This window comes from Bacillus sp. J14TS2 (assembly GCF_018333015.1).
Classification (GTDB): Bacteria; Bacillota; Bacilli; order Bacillales; family Bacillaceae_C; genus Lederbergia.
The window spans coordinates 19,521-41,316 of the sequence record NZ_BORE01000010.1 but is presented as its reverse complement, the minus strand read 5'-3'; the positions used below and the strand labels follow the sequence as shown (position 1 = coordinate 41,316).

Annotated in this window: 19 protein-coding genes; 10 read left to right on the top strand and 9 right to left on the bottom strand. The window is 38.1% G+C overall.

What is annotated here, in order from left to right; all coding sequences use genetic code 11:
* The first annotated feature begins 172 nt into the window (after positions 1-172).
* The 5 genes from KI375_RS15810 (at position 173) to KI375_RS15790 (ending at position 7,589) form a co-directional block, all read left to right on the top strand.
* A complete protein-coding gene (locus KI375_RS15810; RefSeq protein WP_212974441.1) occupies positions 173-1,312 on the top strand; it encodes a 5-methyltetrahydropteroyltriglutamate--homocysteine S-methyltransferase in 1,140 nt (379 codons plus the stop codon).
* Positions 1,313-1,447: 135 nt separating this feature from the next.
* Positions 1,448-1,798 (top strand): GNAT family N-acetyltransferase, encoded by a 351-nt coding sequence (locus KI375_RS15805; protein ID WP_244852722.1) that lies wholly within the window; start codon positions 1,448-1,450, stop codon positions 1,796-1,798.
* A 694-nt stretch (positions 1,799-2,492) separates the two neighbouring features.
* On the top strand, positions 2,493-5,549 hold the full coding sequence (gene ileS, locus KI375_RS15800; protein ID WP_212974633.1) for an isoleucine--tRNA ligase: 3,057 nt from the start codon (positions 2,493-2,495) through the stop codon (positions 5,547-5,549).
* 359 nt (positions 5,550-5,908) lie between these two features.
* Positions 5,909-6,538 carry a 3-keto-disaccharide hydrolase gene (locus KI375_RS15795; RefSeq protein WP_212974440.1) on the top strand — a complete coding sequence of 210 codons (630 nt, stop codon included), beginning with the start codon at positions 5,909-5,911 and terminating at the stop codon, positions 6,536-6,538.
* A 16-nt stretch (positions 6,539-6,554) separates the two neighbouring features.
* Entirely contained in the window at positions 6,555-7,589 is a 1,035-nt protein-coding gene (locus KI375_RS15790) for a glycoside hydrolase family 18 protein (protein ID WP_212974439.1), read from the top strand.
* A gap of 90 nt (positions 7,590-7,679) precedes the next feature.
* Here the strand turns inward: KI375_RS15790 and KI375_RS15785 are convergent, their stop codons facing one another.
* The 7 genes from KI375_RS15785 to KI375_RS15755 all read right to left on the bottom strand — a co-directional run bounded on the left by KI375_RS15785 (position 7,680) and on the right by KI375_RS15755 (position 13,739).
* Positions 7,680-9,131 (bottom strand): serine hydrolase domain-containing protein, encoded by a 1,452-nt coding sequence (locus tag KI375_RS15785; protein ID WP_212974438.1) that lies wholly within the window; start codon positions 9,129-9,131, stop codon positions 7,680-7,682.
* 195 nt (positions 9,132-9,326) lie between these two features.
* Positions 9,327-10,013: a response regulator transcription factor gene (locus KI375_RS15780; protein ID WP_212974437.1), complete on the bottom strand. Its 687-nt coding sequence runs from the start codon at positions 10,011-10,013 to the stop codon at positions 9,327-9,329.
* Entirely contained in the window at positions 9,991-10,884 is an 894-nt protein-coding gene (locus KI375_RS15775) for a sensor histidine kinase (RefSeq protein ID WP_483861603.1), read from the bottom strand. The genes KI375_RS15780 and KI375_RS15775 overlap by 23 nt, the downstream gene beginning before the upstream one ends.
* A 427-nt stretch (positions 10,885-11,311) precedes the next feature.
* Positions 11,312-11,515 (bottom strand): DUF5957 family protein, encoded by a 204-nt coding sequence (locus KI375_RS15770; RefSeq protein ID WP_212974435.1) that lies wholly within the window; start codon positions 11,513-11,515, stop codon positions 11,312-11,314.
* Positions 11,512-11,934, bottom strand: coding sequence for a DUF6220 domain-containing protein (locus KI375_RS15765; RefSeq protein WP_212974434.1), 423 nt, complete (start codon positions 11,932-11,934; stop codon positions 11,512-11,514). Before KI375_RS15765 ends, KI375_RS15770 begins: the two co-directional genes overlap by 4 nt.
* Before the next feature lie 309 nt (positions 11,935-12,243).
* The gene (locus tag KI375_RS15760) at positions 12,244-13,011 is read right to left on the bottom strand and encodes an ABC transporter permease (RefSeq protein ID WP_212974433.1); all 768 of its coding nucleotides are present in this window, start codon (positions 13,009-13,011) and stop codon (positions 12,244-12,246) included.
* Positions 13,008-13,739 carry an ABC transporter ATP-binding protein gene (locus tag KI375_RS15755; protein ID WP_212974432.1) on the bottom strand — a complete coding sequence of 244 codons (732 nt, stop codon included), beginning with the start codon at positions 13,737-13,739 and terminating at the stop codon, positions 13,008-13,010. The genes KI375_RS15760 and KI375_RS15755 overlap by 4 nt, the downstream gene beginning before the upstream one ends.
* Before the next feature lie 608 nt (positions 13,740-14,347).
* Here KI375_RS15755 and ant(6) point away from each other — a divergent pair.
* Entirely contained in the window at positions 14,348-15,214 is an 867-nt protein-coding gene (gene ant(6), locus KI375_RS15750; RefSeq protein WP_212974431.1) for an aminoglycoside 6-adenylyltransferase, read from the top strand.
* A gap of 296 nt (positions 15,215-15,510) precedes the next feature.
* Entirely contained in the window at positions 15,511-17,268 is a 1,758-nt protein-coding gene (locus KI375_RS15745) for a methyl-accepting chemotaxis protein (RefSeq protein ID WP_212974430.1), read from the top strand.
* A 385-nt stretch (positions 17,269-17,653) separates the two neighbouring features.
* Here the strand turns inward: KI375_RS15745 and KI375_RS15740 are convergent, their stop codons facing one another.
* Positions 17,654-18,043, bottom strand: a complete 390-nt coding sequence (locus KI375_RS15740; protein ID WP_212974429.1) for a hypothetical protein — start codon at positions 18,041-18,043, stop codon at positions 17,654-17,656.
* A 180-nt stretch (positions 18,044-18,223) separates the two neighbouring features.
* Here KI375_RS15740 and KI375_RS15735 point away from each other — a divergent pair, with 180 nt between their 5' ends.
* The 3 genes from KI375_RS15735 to KI375_RS15725 all read left to right on the top strand — a co-directional run bounded on the left by KI375_RS15735 (position 18,224) and on the right by KI375_RS15725 (position 20,831).
* The gene (locus KI375_RS15735; RefSeq protein ID WP_244852719.1) at positions 18,224-18,778 is read left to right on the top strand and encodes a GrpB family protein; all 555 of its coding nucleotides are present in this window, start codon (positions 18,224-18,226) and stop codon (positions 18,776-18,778) included.
* 392 nt (positions 18,779-19,170) lie between these two features.
* Positions 19,171-19,569, top strand: a complete 399-nt coding sequence (locus KI375_RS15730; RefSeq protein WP_212974428.1) for a CPBP family intramembrane glutamic endopeptidase — start codon at positions 19,171-19,173, stop codon at positions 19,567-19,569.
* 50 nt (positions 19,570-19,619) lie between these two features.
* Positions 19,620-20,831 (top strand): UDPGP type 1 family protein, encoded by a 1,212-nt coding sequence (locus KI375_RS15725; protein WP_212974427.1) that lies wholly within the window; start codon positions 19,620-19,622, stop codon positions 20,829-20,831.
* Positions 20,832-20,913: 82 nt separating this feature from the next.
* On the opposite strand, the gene KI375_RS15720 is transcribed toward KI375_RS15725, so the two are convergent.
* Complete coding sequence (locus tag KI375_RS15720; protein ID WP_212974426.1) at positions 20,914-21,588, bottom strand: uracil-DNA glycosylase; 675 nt, start codon at positions 21,586-21,588, stop codon at positions 20,914-20,916.
* Positions 21,589-21,796 lie beyond the last annotated feature (208 nt).

Genomic DNA, 21,796 nt, shown 5'->3' with positions numbered 1-21,796 from the left:
AGCAGACATGTTCACGAACGGTCTATAGTTTTAGGTTATAGCAATGTATAGAGTTTAGATCTTGAACAATATTGGTTAAGCAATGTTATACTTAACCTGCATCGAATAAGGAGAGTATCGTGGACGGAAACTACTGCTCTTCTTGCTTTAGGGGAAGGGAGAATGGCTATTGATGACAAACAAATTACCCTTGAAAGGTGACCATGTAGGGAGCTTTTTAAGAACGGAATCTATCAAACAAGCAAGAGCAGCTTTTGCAAAAGGGGAAATTGATAAAGCCTCCTTACAAGAAGTAGAAGATCGTGAAATTGAAAAACTTGTACAAAAACAAATTGAGGCAGGCTTAAAAACAATCACTGATGGTGAGTTTAGACGCATTATTTGGCACCATGATTTCTTTTCGGGTTTTGAAGGAATTGAATTAATTAAAAATGAGAGAAAAGCAACATTTGGTGGTGGGAATAAACCAAAACCAATTACCATTGTTGTCACAGATAAAATTAAAAATAACCATCATTACATGATTGAACACTTCAAATTCTTGAAGAAAGCTGTAGATAAGTATGGCGATGGAACACAAGTTGCAAAATTTGCCATTCCAGCACCAAGTGTGATTATGTATCGTTCCATTAATGAAAGAGAGAAAGAAATCTATTCAAATCCAGTCGATATGTTTCATGACTTAAGTGTTGCATATCGAGAAGTGGTGAGTGCTTTATATGATGCGGGTTGTCGTTATATACAAATTGATGACACGACTTTTACTGCATTTAACGATCCGACCTTTACCAAACGTATGATGGATTCGACGGGATTAAGTAAGGACGAGATCTTAGACCTAATCGTTAAAACAACGAATGATGCTTTACAGGATAAACCAGAAGATTTAATAACGACTGTCCATATGTGCCGTGGAAACTTCCGCTCAAATCACTTACATACAGATGGTGATTACGCGTATGTCACACCTATTTTTGATCGATTACATTATGATGGATTCTTTTTAGAATATGATGATGAACGCAGCGGCGGTTTCGAGCCATTAAGACATATAAAACGTCGAGATGTTGAAATTGTTCTTGGTTTAATTACATCTAAATTTCCGGAATTGGAAGATCCCTTGATAATAAAAGAAAAAATTACAGAAGCAAGTCAATTTATTCCCTTAGAAAACTTAGCTATAAGCCCACAATGTGGATTTGCTAGCTCAGAGGAGGGAAATGTTTTAACAGAAGAGGAACAATGGAATAAGATCAAACATATGATTCAAATTGCTGAAAGTGTATGGGGAAAGGTATCTGCCAATAAATGAAATCAAGATCAGTGTCTCCTATCTCAGGGCATCTAGCAGATGGGGAATATATAAATTTACTGAAAGGAGGCATAAGACAGTGGAGAAATTGTGGAATAACTCTTCAAATTAAAACAAATTTGAGGAGGAGCATACATGAACTTACATTTTAAATATGAGAAAAACATCCAGATTAAACAATTAGAAGCGTTGTATAATGATGTACAATGGTACGCGTATACACAAGATCTAGCTGTTTTACAACAAGCTGTATCTCAATCATTAGATGTACTAACGGTTTGGGATTGTGATGAATTAGTGGGACTCGTTCGTGTGGTAGGGGACGGGCTAACGATCCTCTATATTCAGGACATCCTTGTATTAGAGGCTTATCAAAACCAGGGGATTGCAACCCAGCTGATGCAACGGATTTTACAAAAATATCACCATGTTCGCCAAAAAGTTTTTGTTGACAGAAGAAGCAATGGATGTAAGGCATTTTTATGAAAAGATCGGCTTTGCATCTTGTGATCAGGGTTCTTTAGTAGCCTTTGCCCAGTTCAAATAAAAAAGAGAAAAGTTGCACCTGAAATTCAGATGCAACTTTTTGCATGAACCTTTAAGAAAACAATTCAAGAACTATTTGACTTTTACATAAAGCTTCGTTATGATTATCAATAATTTCATAATAAATTTGATGACGAGAAAGAGTAGTTATGTTTATCTTATCTACAGAGAGTTGACGAAGTGCTGAAAGTCAACGGTAAGACCGTAATGAAAATCCTCTCCGAGAAGCAAAGTTGAAAGTCATTTAAACTTTGACGGCATTCTACCGATACCCAGGACACGTATGATGGTACGTAGTGTATGGACAGATAAAAAACCACTACTAAGGTTTTTTTATTTTTTTCAAGAAGATTATATATATTTAGATATAAACTCGATCTCTGCGTATAGGGGTCGAGTTTTTTGTTTAGGATCTAGCTCCAGCTCCTAGCCCCGAGAAGCTCACAGGATGTGAGTTCATCGGCGTTGCGCCAGGACGGCGCGCACTTAGCCGATGTTCTACTATAACCTGAGCCAATAAAAGTCAAAACCGGACTTTTCTTGTTTCAGAACATTTGCTTGTCGGGGCTGACCAAGGCGCTTGCGCTTTTCTTATAAAAATGAGGTGAACAAAGTGAAAGAAGCCAATGTCGAAATGGAAATACGCATTCGGAAAGAATGGGAAAAAGCAGGGACGTTTGGGCGTTCCATTGCCAATCGTGAAGGAAAAGACACATTTGTTTTTTATGAAGGTCCGCCAACGGCCAATGGCTTACCACATGCGGGGCATGCGCTTGGCCGCACGATCAAGGACTTTGTCGCAAGATACAAAACCATGGCAGGGTATCAGGTGCTGAGAAAGGCGGGGTGGGATACGCATGGTTTACCTGTTGAATTAGAGGTTGAAAAACAGTTAAATATTCGCGGAAAGGAGCAAATTGAACAGTACGGGATAGAGAATTTCATTCAGAAATGTAAAGATAGTGTTTTTGCCTATGAAAACGAATGGAAACAGTTTACGGAAGCGCTTGGGTATTGGGTTGATATGGAGAACCCGTATATCACTTTGAATAATGATTATATTGAATCTGTCTGGAATATATTGTCTACGATCCATGAAAAAGGTTATTTGTATAAGGGTCATCGGGTTGTGCCGTATTGCCCTCAATGTGAGACATCTCTAAGTTCCCATGAAGTGGCCCAAGGATATAAGGATGTTTCGGATTTATCCGCTACTGCCAAATTTCGTTTAAAAGGAACAGTGAATGAATATCTGTTAGGATGGACGACAACACCTTGGACATTGCCAGGGAATGTAGCCTTGGCTGTTAATCCAGAGATGAATTATGTACGAGTGAGACAAGGAACAGAGCAATTTATTCTCGCAGAGTCTCTGGCTCCAGTAGTAATGAAAGAGGATTATGAAATCCTCAATGTGATGAAGGGAAAAGATTTAATCGGTCTTGCTTACGAGCCGCCATTCCATTATGTGCCGGTAGCAAATGGTTATAAAGTTCTCGGTGCAGATTTTGTGACAGAGACAAGTGGAACAGGGGTTGTGCATATTGCTCCTGCCCATGGGGAAGACGATTACAAGGCGGTGCAGGAGAATCAGTTTGATTACGTGAATGTGGTTGATACGAAAGGCCGTTATAAAGAAGACGTAACACCACTTGCGGGCCGATTTGTAAAAGATTGTGATGTGGACATCATCAAGATGCTATCTAAACAAAATCTCTTGTTTGATAAACAAAAATATGAACATAGTTATCCCCATTGTTGGCGGTGTGACAGTCCACTTCTTTATTATGCAATGGAAGGCTGGTTTATTAAGACTACAGCTGTCAAAGAAAACATGCAATCCAATAATCAGGGGGTTGAGTGGTTTCCTGCTCATATGAAGGATGGTAGGTTTGGAAACTTTTTAGAAAATATGGTGGATTGGAATATCGGTAGAAATAGATATTGGGGTACTCCATTGAATGTATGGATTTGTCAAGAATGCGGGCAAGAAAAAGCTCCGCATTCCGTGAAGGAATTAAGAGAGTTTTCCACACACGAGCTTCCAGAAAACATCGAATTGCATAAACCGTATATGGATCAAGTGCAATTTACTTGTTCCTGTGGTGGCAAAATGCATAGAACAAGTGAAGTAATTGATGTATGGTTTGATAGTGGATCAATGCCATTTGCTCAATACCATTATCCATTTGAAAATAAGGATTTATTTAAAAAGCAATTTCCTGCTGATGTTGTGATTGAAGGGGTCGACCAAACAAGAGGCTGGTTCTACAGTTTATTAGCTGTATCTACTTTATTTACAGGGCAATCACCCTATAAACGAGCTCTTTCTTTAGGGCATATTTTAGATGAAAATGGACAAAAAATGTCCAAGAGTAAGGGGAATGCTTTAAATCCTGTGGAACTGATCAATGAGTTTGGTGCGGATTCGTTAAGATGGGCATTGTTAGCGGATAGTTCACCATGGCATAATAAACGCTTTTCCAAAAAAACAGTTAGTCATGCAAAATCAAAAGTGGTAGATACACTCCAAAATGTGTATTCCTTTTATTCACTGTATGCGGAAATCGACCACTTTAAACCTGCAAGTGACTTGGGTGGAAGTCGCACGATGCTTGATGATTGGATTTTGTCGCGATTACACACGGTGATCAGCGAAGTGAGACAAAGCTTAGAGGATTACGATATCACGAAAGGGGCAAGATCGATTTCATTGTTTCTCGATGATCTTAGCAATTGGTATGTACGACGATCCAGACAACGTTTTTGGAGCAGTGGAATGACTGAAGATAAAAGAGCGGCCTTCAGCACTTTATTTAGTGTTTTAACAAAGCTCAGCCAACTAATGGCACCATATACACCGTTTGTGACAGAAGATATCTACTCCAATTTAGTTGGTGACAGCGTACATTTATCAGATTATCCACAAGCAGATGAAAATCTTATAAACGAACAATTAGAACAGGAAATGGCTGCGGTTTTACAAATCGTAGAGCTGACTAGATCGCTTCGTAATGAAGTGGGAATCAAAACAAAGCAACCATTAGCGAAATTGCTGGTGGTGCCACAAGAGGCAGTTCCTTTAACTGGGCTCCAACGTTATTCGTCCATTATAAAAGAAGAAGTCAATATAAAAGAAATAGAATTTCGAGCTGATGATCAAGGTATAATCCAGTTTGATCTAAAATTAAATTTTGCTGTCGCTGGACCAAAATTTGGCAAAGCAATTGGTGAAGTGAAAAACAAAGTTAGTGAGTTGCAAGAGGCCGAAAAGGCAAAATTACTCAAAGAAAAAGAAATCTCATTCATACTGCAATCTGGTGAAACTGTCACTTTAACAACAGCTGATGTAAACATCGAGAAAAAGGGAAGAGGTGGTTTTGAATTAGGTGAAGGAAGTCAATTCATTGTCCTATTAGATACACGATTAACACAAGAATTAAAAGAGGAAGGGTTGGTCAGGGAATTTATTCGGGCTGTTCAAACATATCGGAAAGAACTGGAGCTTCCTGTTGATTTACGCGTAGACCTATTTGTGCAGACAGACTCGCAATTGGAAAAAGTACTGATGGAATATGATGAATTTGTGCATAACAATCTAATCTTGAATGAAATACATTTTGACCGGAAACCAGATATGAAAAGATTTAAAGTGGAGGGAAACGAAATAGACTTGTACATTCAGTCATAGAATGCCGGTTGTGAATTTGAAAGAGAAGGGAATATAGCATGCAGAAGCAGACTAATTTATATAACGACTTAGTCTGCTTCTTTTATATGCTTGAAATGAAGTTTCTTATTCAAAATGGTCAGATTATTAGTTATACTTAATGTAATCTTTCAAAAATGGGGTGACGAGTTGTTTGTAATTTATCCTTCCTCGCCCTATAGATGATTCTTGAATTAGTGTCGCCCCTGAAAAGTACTTTCTTCCTCAATGGGAGAAAAAGCCAACGAAGAAATTTACAGGATCTTTTTAATCAAATAAGCAGGAAAATGTGACTTAGATGGTGAAGGTTCTTCCGAGGATATAAAATAGGAGGAATTAGTTTGAATAGTTTAAGTGAAGCAGAAAAAAAACAAGGATACAGCTTATTGTTTGATGGCCAAACATTAAACGGCTGGGCTGCAACCAGTGATCCAGAAGGTTGGCTGGCGCACAATGGATTGATCATTTGTAAGGGAGAGACGAATGGTTATTTGTATACGACTGACCAGTTTGAGGATTTTATTTTGCAATTAGAATATCGAACAGAACCTGGTGTCAACAGTGGTGTTTTTTTTAGATGGACGGATCTGGAGGACCCTGTGAATACTGGTCTAGAGATGCAGATTTGGGATACCTTCGATCAGAAGGAGATGGTCAAGAATAGCTCAGGTGCACTATACGATCTTGTCGCACCTACTTCGAATGCGGTTCATCAAGCCGGGGAATGGAATGAAGTGATAATTAAGTGTGACCGTAATCTGATCCAGCTTACATTAAATGGCACAATGGTTGTTGAAGCGGATATTGACCAATGGTCTGTTGCCGGGAAAAATCCGGACGGAACAGATAATAAGTTTACATATGCTTGGCGTGATCGTCCACGTTTAGGCCATATCGGATTACAAGATCATGGCGGCTATGCTGAATTCCGCAATATTAAAATTCGCACCTTAGATTCAAACACAAAATGATGGAAGGGGAATTCAAATGGAGAAAAAATATAAAATAGTGGGGTATGCTGGAGACGGTTCTTTGTCTAGCATCGATACTGAAGACGCTTTAAAATTAACTCATTTAAATGTAGCGTTTGGTCATGTTATAAAAGATGAAATTCGAATTGATCATTTGAAAAATCTAGACCGTCTTGCAGAATTAAAGACTATCAATCCGAATCTCACCATATTACTGTCTGTTGGTGGATGGAGTGCTGGAGGGTTTTCAGAAGCAGCTTCCACTGCTGATGGAAGAAGGCTTATGGCTGAAAGCGCTGTTCAAATCCTCAAGGAACATGATTTTGATGGAATTGATCTTGACTGGGAATATCCTTGTTATGGGGAAGCAGGCATTCATTCCTCACCAGCTGATAAAGAAAACTTTACGTATTTATTGAAAGGGATTCGTGAGGCATTAAATGATCTCGAGCAAGAAAAAGGAAAATATTATCTACTGACGATTGCAGCGGGGGCTGATCAGTATTACATCGATGGAACTGAGATGAGGGAAGTCCAAAAGTATTTAGATTATGTTCAGCTAATGACATATGACATGCGTGGGGGCTTCCAAACGTTAACAGGGCATCATACGAATTTATATACGCCAACTGGAGATCTTTTCAGAATTAGTGTACAGCAATCTGTTCATTTATTTATGCAGGCGGGCGTTCCACGGGAAAAAATTGTAATTGGGGCTGCATTTTATTCTCGTATGTGGAAGGATGTACCTGATAAAAATAACGGACTGCATCAAATGACAACAGGATCAGGGGGATATGGCCCAGACTTTACTCAACTATCAGCTGATTATATAAACGTGAATGGATTTACTCGTTTTTGGGATGACGAAGCTAAGGCACCATATCTTTTTGATGGGAGTACCTTTATTACCTATGATGACGAAGAATCGATTCAACACAAATGTACATATACAAGTCGTGAAGGACTTGGCGGTATCATGTTCTGGGAATACAAATGTGACAATACCTCTCGTCTTTTGGATGCTATGTATAAGTCACTTAACAGCTAATATATATACTGAAACTAAAATCAAAAACCTACAAGACCTTGGTATTATAAGGAATTGTAGGTTTTTGATGGGATAATGAATCTGCTATTATTAAATACTAGTGTTTGAAAAAGTGAATTCCTCTTGCAGAATTTTTGGGAGTTTTTCTTCTATTAAGTCAGCCCCGATATAAATACCCATAGCCTCAACCCACACTTTATCTTGATCTGATTGATAGCTGGCATTAACAATGGTATATTCAGTCGAACTTACGCTGGCCTCTATACGATAGGTAGCATCTGATGAGAATTTTTCACCAAGTACTTGCTTTAAATCTAAGGAATAGATGTGCTCTTCATTTACACTAAATGTCTCTGCTTCAGCATTCTCCCCTTCATTTTTAAGAGCCCAGAGAACTTTTTCTTCCAACACAGAATTCCTGCCGATGGAGGCAAGGAGCGTTTTTGTTGAATCATCGTAAATGTCAATTGTGTACAGATTGAATGCAGCCCCTGAGTTCATCTGACCAAGTTTCATTCTAACTTGACCTGTTGTCGGTGCCTTTACTTGAAATTTATAAAAAATCGATTCACCTGCACGACCTCCGCCTGGGATATTGGCAGTCATTGCAATGGCCAACTTCTTTTCAAAAGATATATAGACATAGGACTGATACCCTAAATTCCCACCATCGTGATGATACCAAATCCCGTCCATTTGCCAACCAAAGCCATATGAATGATTAAACATTTCAAAGACCAGCTGCCAGCTACTTTCTTTCAGTATTCGCCCATCCAATACCGCATTAAGCCACAGTGATAAATCCTCTGCTGTAGTAACAATACTTCCATCACCTGCAGAAAGTTTGCCTCGTCCAAGCCACACTCTTTCCCCTTCGAAATAATCGTAGCTAACTGCTGTAGAGTGCTGTGATCCAACACAAGTATGGGTCATACCCAAAGGCTTGAAGATGTATTCTTTCATAAATTCGCCGGTGGATATACCGCTGATACGTTTGATTACTCTATCTAAAAAGAAATAGTTAGTATTGGAGTATTGCATTTTTTCTCCAGGCGTAAACTGCAGTGGCAATTCGTTTACGAGAGATAAAACACTCATCGTTGTAAAATATTCCGCTGAGCTCTGTTCGCTATATATATAGAAATCACGAGGGGAGAGTGTTGTAGTCTTTTTTTCTTCATGCATCCGTTCCTCTATAACATCGTTTACATAGTCGGGAATCCCAGATGCCATGTTCATAAGCTGACGTATTGTTATTTTTTTTGCGTGTGAATATTCTGGTAAAAACTTGTCCAGTGTATCCTCAATATCCAACATATTTTTCTCATATAAGAGCATTATGCAAGCAGCAGTAAACTGTTTGGTAATGGAGGCTATAGAAAATGTTGAATCCATCTCATTTGCAATATTTTCTTCGAAATCAGCCATTCCGTAAGCGCCTTCAAATAATTTAATACCATTATGTGTAACATATACTGTCCCATTGTAATCCCATTTTTTCAATGTATCATCAAGCTTCTTCGAGAGACTTTTATCATCCACGAAATACACCTCCTAAAAAACATTATAGCAGTTATATAAGGCAAAAGGTTTGTTTGGATTAAAGAAATCATTTTTTTGTAATGGAAGAGCGGGGCAGCTCAAAAGCTGAGAAGGCTGCCCACTCGCCCACGGAAAGCGAAGTATATTTCCGAAACGGGGTAAATGCGTTTTTGGGGAATATATTTTGTTCCAGCCTTATTTTTTAAATCGATAGCCCACACCCCAGATAGTTTCGATAAATTGAGGGGTCGAAGGATCTTCTTCTATTTTCTCACGAATTTTTCGGATGTGTACGGTGACTGTTGTGAGATCACCCACTGCATCATACCCCCAAATCCGTTCCATTAACTGTTCTTTTGTAAAAACAATATTTGGATGGGTTGCTAAGAATTTGAGTAAATCAAATTCCTTTGCTGTAAAAATTCGTTCTTCACCATGGAGAAATACTTGCCGTGAGTCGCTTTCAATCGTTAAGCCATTAATCTGGATATCATGTAATTTCGATTCCCGATTGATTAAACGATCATAACGCGAAAGGTGTGCCTTCACTCTTGCTACCAATTCATTTGGATTAAAGGGCTTGACAATATAATCATCAGCACCCCGATCAAATCCACGGATCTTGTCTATATCTTCTTTTCTAGCCGTGACCATAAGGATGGGGATATCCAATATTTGGCGCAATTTCTGGCACAATGCAAATCCATCGATACCAGGAAGCATTAAATCTAAGAGAATGAGGTGATAAGTGTTGGTTCTGGCAAGATCTAATCCCTTTTCACCCGTTGTCGCAATATCGCTTGCAAAGCCATTCACTTCCAGATAATCACGCTGCAATTCGGCAATATTTTGTTCATCTTCAATGATTAATATCTTCTGCATGTATATCCCCTTTTTTCAATTTGAAATAGATACTTGTTCCCTTTCCTAATTCACTATCCGCCCAGATCTCTCCTTCGTGGGCTTCAATTATTTTTTTCGCAATTGATAACCCCAATCCACTACCACCAGTGGAGGAGTTCCTTGAAGCATCGGTACGATAAAAGCTTTCAAAAATATAGGGAAGATCCTTATTGCTTATCCCAATTCCATTATCTTTTATTTCGACAAGGACATCTTCGTTACCAGATGTAAGCTGAACAATGATCTTTTTCTGTTTGTCCATGTATTTCAGGCTATTTTGAATGAGATTGGTGACAACACGTTTCAATTTTTCTCGATCTGCTTTTACGAGATAGGAATCGTCACTGTTAGCCGAAAGAATAGCTGTTCCTTGTTCTTTCTCCAAGGTAAAAGTCAACTCTTCAATAAAATCAGCAAAGAAATCATATAAATCCACTTGCTCGAAATGGAAGGGTAATTGTTTCACATCCAACTTCGAATATAAAAATAATTCATCAATCAGTCCATCCATATCATTTGCTGTTTTATAAATGGTGTCCATATAACGCTCTAATTTCTCAGGGGTATTGGCGACACCATCTTGAATTCCCTTCACATACCCTTTTATGGAGGTTAAAGGTGTTTTCAAATCATGAGAAATACTGGCAATCAATTCTTGACGATTTTGTTCATATTGCAATTGAGATTCCCGCGCTTCTTTGAGCTTGCAACGCATTAATTCAAATGTGTTCGTCAACTCGCCAAGTTCATCTTTTTTATCGGATTCTATCTGAAAATCTAAATTATCTTCACTAATTTTCTTGGCAGCAAGAGATAATTTCTGAATAGGCTTAATAATACTTTTTGACATATAATACGATAATAATCCATTGGTAATGATGAGGACTAGCATTATGGCGATCATTCGAATACTTAAAAATAAAGATAAATCAGCTCCATCGGGCTCGCCATTAAACAGAACAAACAATACATAGCCCAATATGATTTCAACTAAGAAGAAACCAATGATTGGAATTACAGTCATCCCGATATTGGATAGAACTAACCGTTTCTTGATTGACAAGTCCCTCACCTACCCTGAAATTTGTTGTATGATTTATCCTGATTTAACTGGCAGTGAGACCCCAACTTCAAGAATTCGAGGTGAAAACGAGTGGGGGACAACTGCCAGTAAATACCCGATTGGTTCAGTCCTAGGGGATGATAAAAATCCCTACTGAATGAAGTTTAACTTTATTATAATATACTGATGTTTAAAAAACAGGGCAGTACCAGTATTACTTATTGTGCTGACTCTGTTTTTTGTGATCGATTATTGGTACGGCAATGGCGCATAGGAGTGAGGTGAAATAGGGAAGAAATTTGATTCCCATTGGTTCATTCCACACCATCATGCCTAGTATGCCAATAAAGCTAGAAAAGGCGATGCCAATGATAAACCCTCCGATTAGTCCAACAATTACTGCTAAAAGTAGTCTCATTTTCCAATCTTTCCTTCCTTATTATTTTTATGAAAGAGTAAATTCCATGCTTTGATTACAATCAAACACGATAGCCCGAATAGTGAAATGGCGACCACAACATGCAGAGGACCGACCCAAGGGAAGGCGGTTCGCATATTGGCGGTAAAGTACATAAGGAATATCGAAACTAATATTCCAAAAAGCTGCCAGTATGCCCAACGTGGCAGAGCTCCGATAAAAGCAAAGATCAGCATGAAGATCGGCAGATTAAAGCCAAATAAATGAACAAACATCATATGCTTCAACCAAGCTGCTGGATTTATAAAGATGGCCATTCCAGCTAGATACAATTGTACTAAGATACATAAGGTAAAAAGAATTGCTAAAATAAAATAAATTATTCGTCCAACGTGAACTCTCTTCTGATTTGCTTTCATACGAATTGCCTCCTAGGTTTGATCTGTAACCATCATACGCGGCAATTCTAAATGACTTCTTATGGAATTCTTAAATTATTATTAAATAGGATGAAGTTTTTTTGTTTATCCCGAATTAACTGGCAGTAAGCCTCCACTTCAAGAATTCGAGGTGAAAACGAGAATTGTAAGTGGGGGATGAAAAAACCACTGAATGATGTTTCACTTTATCGAGGAAAAAAACGAGTTAATCTTTGATTGTATTGGAAAGCGAAGATGGAGATAAAGAAACAGCGGGGATGAAAAATCCCCACTGAATAGTGATTGAATTTAGCTATTATCTTGAAGCTGACCATCCAAAAACTGCATCCGTTTATTAAAAAGAGTGGGGTAGGATAAATAGCCAAGCAAAATGCTGGTTATCACTGCTGTCGTAAGAAGCAGAAAAAGAATGAGCAATTGGAACATCACAGCTTGGACAGGATCAGCACCCGCAATGATTTGCCCGCTCATCATACCAGGAAGCTGCACCAGCCCAATTGTTTTTTGACTTTCGATAGTAGGAATCGTGCTTGCTTGAATAGATGTAAGCAATTGTCTGTGAATTGCTTGTTTTGGCGTGCCGCCTAGCGATAAGATCAGTTCTGTTTCCTCCTGACGGGTGGCCATTTCCGCGGTGAATCTATTCAGGAAAAGGATTCCCAATACCATGGAGTTACCAATCACCATTCCACTAATGGGAATAATATATTGAGCAGTCGGGGGAGTAATATTCAAACCTAACAAAATACCTTGGGTCAATAGTTCAACAAAACTAAAAGTGACAACCAATTTCCAAGTGATTCCTCGTATCGATGCCCCTTTTTTTCTGGCGTTTAGTGCGGCTGCCACGATCATTAGGGCGATCATCAATAAAATATAAAGAATATGTTCTGAATCAAAGACAAACTGGAGGAGATATCCGACTACAAGTAATTGAACGATCGAGCGTACGGTAGCAATCAATGTATCTTTTTCCAGCCCTAATTTAAATGTTTTTGATAAAATAAGCGGAATGATGACAAAAGCAAGTGTCATTGCTAATGCAAGAAAACTCATTTTACTTCCCCCTTTACAAACTGTTTCACCCTATCGTTTTTGGGGGCATTTAATAGACTGCTTTCCCCTGTTTCCATTAATTGTCCATCCATCATCACCCAAGTGTAATCTCCAACCGTTAAAGCTTGTCTCAGATTATGGGTGATCCAAATAATGGTTGTCCCGTATTCCTGATTAATCCGTTTGATCAGCTTTTCAATATCCTCTTGTGAAACACGATCGAGAGAGGAAGTAATTTCATCTAATAATAATATCTTGGGACGATTAACAAGGGTACGGGCAATGGATAGTTTTTGACGCTGCCCGCCCGATAAATCCTTACTGTTTCGATCTAAAAGCTCATTTGGTAATCCCACGATATGCATGAATCGCTTTGCTTCTTCCTCGGCCATAACATTGCCTTGGAGTGTAGTGGGCAGAGCCAGGTTTTTTCGAACACTCCCATAAATCATCGGTGCATTTTGCAATGCAATTCCGACATTGCGGCGCAGTTCCACTTGGTCGTAATCATTAAGAGGTTTTTCATGAATATATATATCACCTGAACTTGGCGATTTCATTGCGTTGCATAAACGGAATAAGGTCGTTTTTCCAGCTCCCGATGGACCTACTAAAGTAGTGATCTTTCCTTTATAAAAATCTCCAGTAATATTTTTAAGAATTTGTACATCATCAATGATGTAATTTACGGATTCAAACTGAATTGCTGCTTGGTCATTTACATTCAAGCATGTCACTTTCCTTTCTCTATAAAACTTGTATATGTTTTTGTTTTATCCATAGTTCATTATAATATAGATACTAACACTAGCGTTGCATTAAATTTCCACCCAAAAGTCAAGAGGAAATAACTATGCTAAAATTATGAGTAGAGGCAATTATCAATATAAAAGTTCATAAAACTATGGTTGAGCTGACTTCAGAGTTGTTTAAAGAACCAGAGCGATCTTCTAATGGTCAACGAAGGCTTGAATATCAGCAGATTTTTGAAGAAACTCTCGCACAATATGAATCTGGGGATATTTTTCATTTGGAGCACTTAACTTACGATCCAATCATTTGAGTCAATGTACATCTCCCATTCGGTTGATTAGAGTGGAAGTCGGCGACTCCTGCGGGAATAGCTTTAGCGAAAGGCCCACAGACGCGATAGAGGTGAGGAGACTGAAGCAAAGCCCGCGGAAAGCGCCCGACTGGAGCGGAAATCAACATTATTCGGATTTTAATACTACATTTTCTATTATGAAATGGGTTCATTTACTATAAATTCTAAAAAGTGGATGATGGGCTAAAAAAGGAAGAATCATAGTGAAAAGAAAAACTGGAGGGTTGGAAAATGAGAAGTGAAGCTGAATTAATGGAGACACTAATGGGGTTCGCAAAGAACGATCCCCGCATTCGCCTCGTTACCTTAGAAGGATCACGCACTAATTCAAATATTCCCCGTGATTCATTTCAAGATTTTGATCTTTCCTTTTTTGTGACAGATCTTGAATCTTTTACAGAAAGTGACGATTGGTTGGATCAATTTGGAAGGCGATTAATTATGCAGAAACCTGAAGATATGGAGCTTTTTCCGCCAGAACTAGGAAACTGGTTTTCCTATCTTATGATATTTGCAGACGGACACAAAGTAGACCTGACGCTAATTCCTTTAGAGGAAGTCGAGGACTATTTTTCAAAAAGTGATGGGCTGGTAGAAATCCTTTTGGATAAAGATTCGCTAGTCAAACAAGACATACAGGCGGATGATCAGCAATATTGGATGAAACAACCAACGGCAAGGGAATTCGAAGATTGCTGTAATGAATTTTGGATGGTTGCTACTTATGTGGTAAAGGGATTAGCTAGAAAAGAAATCCTGTTTGCCATTGACCATCTACACGAAATTGCTCGGCCTAACTTGTTAAGAATGATGTCCTGGCAAATTGGATTTAAGCATGGCTACAACTTCAGCCTGGGGAAAAACTATAAATTTATTCAGCAGTACCTTCCTGAAGAAGATTGGGAATTGCTTCTCTCAACATACTCACAACAGGGTTATCCAAACATGTGGCAATCCTTGTTTACTTGCTATCAGTTATTTAGAAAATACGCTAAGCTTGTCGCCGATGATCTCGGATTCCCTTATCCAGAATACGATGCAGCGATTACTACATATACAGAAACGATTTATCGGACATTGAATGACAAAAGAAGCTGAAATGATCTTGAAACTAAGAGGCACTTATAGTACGGATTAACAAACATAAAATAAGTCCTTGAGAATAAAATATTGAAGCGATGGTGATTATAGGGTCATCATCGCTTTTTTTGTGTGGGTGGGTAAAAGGACCTAACTTTTCAAAAATTATATTTTCCAACGCAATTTATTTCATTAAGAAAATAAACATTCCTACCGATAAATTAGTAGAGCGATTTTAGGAGTTCATGTCAAAGTCGTTTGATCAATAGATTCAATTGTTATAAATTAAAATCAAGCAGTAGAAGGGGACTAAAATGAAGTTAACATCACTCGTACAGTTTCGATCGATTAAGTCGAAACTAATCATTACTATATTTCTTCTCTTAATCATCCCAATGTCCATACTTGGGTACCTAAATTATCAAAAAAGTGCACGCAGTCTCGATGAATTAGGAAAAACGAATCTAAAAAATAGTGTAGAACAAACAATTGCATTGATTGAGACATTAAATAAGGAAGTGGAAGATGGAAATCTTCTCTTGGAGGAAGCACAAGATCGTGTGAAAATTGCAATGTTGGGAGAAATGAATGCTGATGGTACTCGCCCGATCAATAACAATGTGGATTTAGGAGAGAATGGGTATATGTTTGCCAGTGATCAAAATGGAGTAGCTGTTGCAAATCCCAGCGTTGAGGGGCAAAATACTTTAGATTTGGAAGATGCAAATGGCAAGAAATTTGTACAAGAATATCTTGAAAAAGGTAAGCGCGGTGGAGGCTATACATATTACTATTATTCACTTCCAAGTGATCAAGATAAAATAGGTGAGAAGGTTGTTTATTCTAAAATGGATTCTAACTGGAATTGGGTAATCAGTGCAGGCGCTTATATGGAAGACTTCAATCAGCCTGCTAACGAAATCCTTGTCCTTATTATCATTGTCAATAGTATAACTATGGTTATTGGAGGAATGGTTATATTATTTTTGGCAAAGAGAATTGTGGGGCCCCTGTCAAAAGTGACTGATCAAATGAATGCTTTGGCTGAAGGTGATTTAACAAGAAAACCATTAAATATTAAAACAAAAGATGAAACGGGGAAATTAGCCAGCGCGATGAATCATCTACAAGATCGTCTCAAGGATATGATTAAAAATGTATCCGATACATCGGAGGTACTTTCCAGTCATAGTGAGGAATTAACTCAATCGGCGGTTGAAGTAAAAACAAGCTCAGAACAAGTCGTTTCAACGATGCAAGAATTAGCCTCAGGTGCAGAGATACAAGCAACAAGCACAAGTGAGGTTTCATCAGCGATGATCTCTCTTACAAATAAAGTGGAGGAAGCGAATAAAGAAGGAATGCAAATCCAAGCAAAGTCAAAGGATGTTCTGCAAATAACTGCAGAAGGCAGTCAATTAATGAAAGCATCCAGTCAGCAAATGGAAAGTATTCATCAAATTGTCTTAGAATCCGTGAAAAAAGTCCAAGTGTTAGATCATCAATCGAAAGATATTTCGAAGCTTGTTTCTGTTATTAAAGATATTGCTGAGCAAACTAATTTGCTTGCCCTAAATGCCGCGATTGAAGCAGCAAGGGCAGGGGAACATGGAAAAGGCTTTGCGGTTGTAGCTGACGAAGTGCGAAAATTGGCAGAGCAGGTAGCCATCTCATTAAAAGATATCGACAAAATTGTAAATGGAATCCAAAATGAAACATCCTTAGTTACCAGTTCATTGCAGGCTGGTTTTACAGAGGTAGAAAAAGGGACAACTCAAATTCAAGCAACAGATGGAATGCTTGATCAAATAAGTGATGCCATGAAAACGATGGTTCAAACTGTTGGCATTGTATCTACCAATCTCGCGAATATCGCTGAGGATACACAGCAAATGAACACTTCAGTTGAAGAGATTGCTGCTATATCCGAACAATCAGCCGCTGGGATTGAACAGACTTCAGCCTCCACAGAAGAAACAAGTGGCGCGATGGAAGAGGTAGCTGAGAGCTCTGAACAACTAGCCAAATTGGCAGAGAAACTCAATCAATTAGTCGGCCATTTTAAATTGTAAGATAGAGACAGACCCGGTAGTTTTTTTATAAAACCAAGTAAGGAAAAGATCTGTTGTTTTCCTCACTTGGTTTTATGCTATGATCTTCATAAGGATTAATCTGAGTAGAATGCTTCATTTATATTGATTTGTTGGATGCAATCATGGCGATGGTTCTGTTGGTTAAGTTAAATGAGGAATTGATTATAGTGATTCTTTGGAGTTAAAGGAATTGTGCATAAAATAGAGGACTCAATGGTGGGAAGAATATAAGTGCCTGTCCGAATACAGTGTGTTGGAGACAGACACTGTACGATATTAAAAAAATGAAAACTAAGGTAGTCTAAATGAGGTGTTACGTAGTTAAAAGTCGTCCATTTCTATTGGAGAAAAAACGCAGATGAATTTATTTGGATGTGATGAACTTTAAAGCATCTATTTCTGTTTCCTGTTCAATGGACCTAAGGGCTAATGATTTTAAAATTAAATTTTGCTTTTCTTGGCCTTTGACTAATTTTTCAAGCATCTCATCTTGCCTCTGTTGAGTTTCTGTTAAGTCAGAGACATCAGTTTTCAACTCGGCAACATCACTTTTTAAGCCAGAGACATCAGTTTTCAACTCGGAAACGTCAATTTTCAAGTCAGAGACATCAGTTTTTAACTCGGCAACATCAATTTTCAAGTCAGAGACATCACTTTTTATCTCAGAAACATCTTCAATCAAATGATCCATTTTTGAATCGCGAATATCCAATCTTTCTACAATTTTATGCAACAACATATTTGTCTCGTTCATTTTTATCACATCCTTTCTGGGGAATTTTTAACATAATTACATTTAAATTATATCATATCATTTAAATTCGGAAAGAGATTTAACTAAGAATCATCGCGAGTTTTGATGAATCTTGTTGGAATGAGGAGGATGATTTTTTATCCTGAATGAAGCTTTGCTTGTAGAAGTTGAGTCTTTGAAATGATATTCATTTTAAAAGAGGAGAGTGTTTCAATCATGATCACCCCTATTGTCCTACTGGAGGAATATAACCTAAATTGGGAAAAACAATTTGCCTATGAGAAAGATAAAATAATCGAGGCGATCGGGAAACATATTTTAGAGATCGAACATATTGGAAGTACATCGATTAAAGGAATGGTAGCAAAACCTATTATTGACATCATGGTCGGTGTAAAAGATTTACAATCAGTCGCGCAATTTGTGAAACCTCTTGAGAAAATTGAATTTGAATATATACATAAACCCGAGTTAATAGATAGAAGGTTTTTTAGAAAGGGAGAATGGGGACAAGGGATTTGTCATTTACATATATGTGAAATCAGTGGAACCGAATGGAACGAAAAACTATCGTTTCGCGATTATCTGAGATCGAATCCACAAAAGGCCAAAGAATATGCTTTATTAAAAAAAGAGCTGGCCTCTAAATATACAGATGATCGACCGACCTATACAAAGAAAAAAGAACCTTTTATTAGGGATGTAATTGAGATAGCGGGGAGGGAGCTGTTCTAAAATTATAAATCAGATCGTATTAATTGTGCTAGTAGTTCTGCTAACTTTTTCCTACGTAATTATTAAAGGAATCATTACAAAGATTACCAACATATTGGGAATTATTAAGGGTAGTAGGTATTTTATTTATGTATGGGGAGCAGTGGCATTTATTGCAGCTTTTTTAGTAAAAGATAATTTTGTTTATAACCTCCCGATGGTTGATGGGAGAGTTATCTATGTGTGTTTGTCACTGTTAATTGCAAATATGTTTATCCCGAATTAACTGGCAGTAAGATCCCCATTTCAAGAATTCGGGTTGAAAACGAGAATTGCAAGTGGGGATCAACTGCCAGTAAATACCCGATTGGTTCAACTAACATTCAGTGGGGGATGAAAAAAACTCCCACTGAATGAAGTTTCACTTTATTGCTAAATATTCGGGTTATCAGCCGATCGGAAGATATCATGTTCTTAACTTTGTTATTTTTTACCCCATTTTTGAAGAAGTGATATTTAGAGGCTTAATTCTGCCACTATTGAATAAATCCTTTCAATATACCTTGATTGAAATCGCCTATTTACCAGTCTCCATCTCTGTTATTATCTCGGCAGTCTTATTTTCAATCGCTCATTTACAATATTATAAATTAAATAGACTGAGTATTCGATATATGTTTTTCGCGTTTATTGGAGGGCTTCTATTTGGTGCGATCACTGATTACACAGAATCTATCATTCTTTCTGTATTGCTCCATATCGAATTCAATTTGCTGGCAGCATGTTACGCATTTAAACAACAAAAAGCCTAGATAAATGTGCAAGCAAATTAAAAAGAAGCAAGGTAAGGAGAGGGGTTTAAATGGATAAATATAAGTTTTTTAAAGAAACTTTAACTCGATATCAACAAGAGCATTTGCTTTCCTTTTTTCATGAATTAAAACCAGATGAGCAAGAAACCTTATTTGAGCAAATTGAAGGGGTTGATTTGAAGGAAGTAGAAGAAGCTTCTCGTCAATTAACTTCTCCAAGTTCAGAACATCAACCGAAAATTACGCCTATTGGTTATGAAGCGATGGTGCACTTTTCCCCATTGAAAAGGGGAAGGTTAGAAGAACGAGGGCTTAACCGAATAAGACAAGGGAAAGTGGCAGTGCTGCTCCTTGCCGGAGGGCAAGGCACGCGATTAGGTCATGACGGACCAAAAGGAACGATCAGTTTAGGAGATTCATCTGAACAATCGCTTTTTGCATTACAAGCCAAGCGATTGCGTTTGATTGAAGAAAAAGCAGGTGCACAGATTCCTTGGTATATTATGACAAGCCCAAGTAATGATAAGGAAACGAAGGCGTTTTTTAAAAGGAATCATTATTTTCATTGTGACCCCAAACAAGTTTGTTTTTTTCAACAGGAATTAATGCCGACTTTAACTTTAGAAGGCAAAATGATTTTAGAGAGCCCAGCAACCATATCTATGGCGCCTAACGGCAATGGCGGCGTATTTTCTTCGATGAAATTAAGTGGGGTATGGGAGGATATGAAAGAGAAGGAGATCGAATGGGTGTTTATGAATAATATTGATAATGCACTTGTTCAAGTAGCAGACCCCGTGTTTATTGGATTTGCGGAGGAAAGTGGTGCGCCCATTTCTAGTAAAGCTGTCAAAAAACGCGCTCCTGATGAAAAAGTAGGCCTGTTATGTCTAGCAGACGGGAGACCACATGTAGTGGAATACTCTGAGTTGAAGATAGAGGAAGGGATAGATCATTCTCTTACTAATGCCAATATCGGGATCCATCTTTTTCACATGTCCTTCCTTGAAAAAGCAATGAACTTTTCTCTCCCTTATCATTTTGCCCATAAGGTGATTCCGCTAGTAGATAACTATGGCAGGCGCATGCAAGCAAATTCACCCAATGGCTATAAATTGGAAAAGTTCTATTTCGATGTGCTTCCGTTGGCTGAAAGCATGTCCGTCTTACAAGTAGAGCGGGAGCAGGAATTTGCCCCTGTCAAGCAAAGGACTGGCGAAGATAGTTTGGAAAGTGCAAGAAAACTGGTATTCAAAAAATAATAAAATACGGGAATATAATCATATTTAACCGAAAAATATCGATTACTGTCGGTAAGATGAACAGCAATCGATAGTTATGAGTTTATTCAATCCGCCAATTGATTTCCGTTTGACCTGTTTTCTTGAGAATGTCATTTGTTTTGGAAAAAGGTTTGCTGCCAAAAAATCCTCGATAGGCAGATAATGGACTTGGATGGGGAGATTTAATGATAAAATGTTTGGATGTGTCGATCAGTGCTTGTTTGCTTTGAGCGGCACTCCCCCATAAAATGTAAACGACAGGTGTTGCTTTTTCATTTAATACTTGAATGACCTGATCTGTGAATATCTCCCAGCCTTTTCCTCGATGCGAATGAGCTTGTCCTTGGCGAACGGTTAAAACAGAGTTTAGTAGTAACACTCCTTGTTCCGCCCAACTTACCAAATACCCATGATTTGGTGGTGGAAAGCCAAGATCATTTTCTAATTCGATAAAGATATTTTTTAATGATGGCGGCTGTTTGACCTTCGGTTGAACAGAAAAACTGAGCCCATGTGCCTGGTTCGGTCCATGGTAAGGGTCTTGGCCCAAGATCACGACTCTTACTTGCTCAAAAGAGGTGTAATGGAGAGCATTGAAAATATCATGCATCGGCGGATAAATGGTTTGGGCATTATATTCTTTTTTTAGAAACTCCCTTAACTGTAGATAGTAAGGCTTAGTGAATTCCCCGCCTACCTTTGCATCCCAATCATTTTTTAATATTTGTTTATTCATAGTATCCTTCCTCACTTATGAACGATGTATGGTCATAAGCAAAGGATATCATAATCAGGTGTAGAAGAGAAAATATTTTACTATGAGAGTGTTCAATTTAGAGTAGTAGTATTTGGGTTTTCTGAGGCAAAGAATGTACCATTAATACGGGATAAAAAGGAGAGTATGAGTAAAAGCTGCCGGGAATTTCCGACAGCTTTAAATAGGT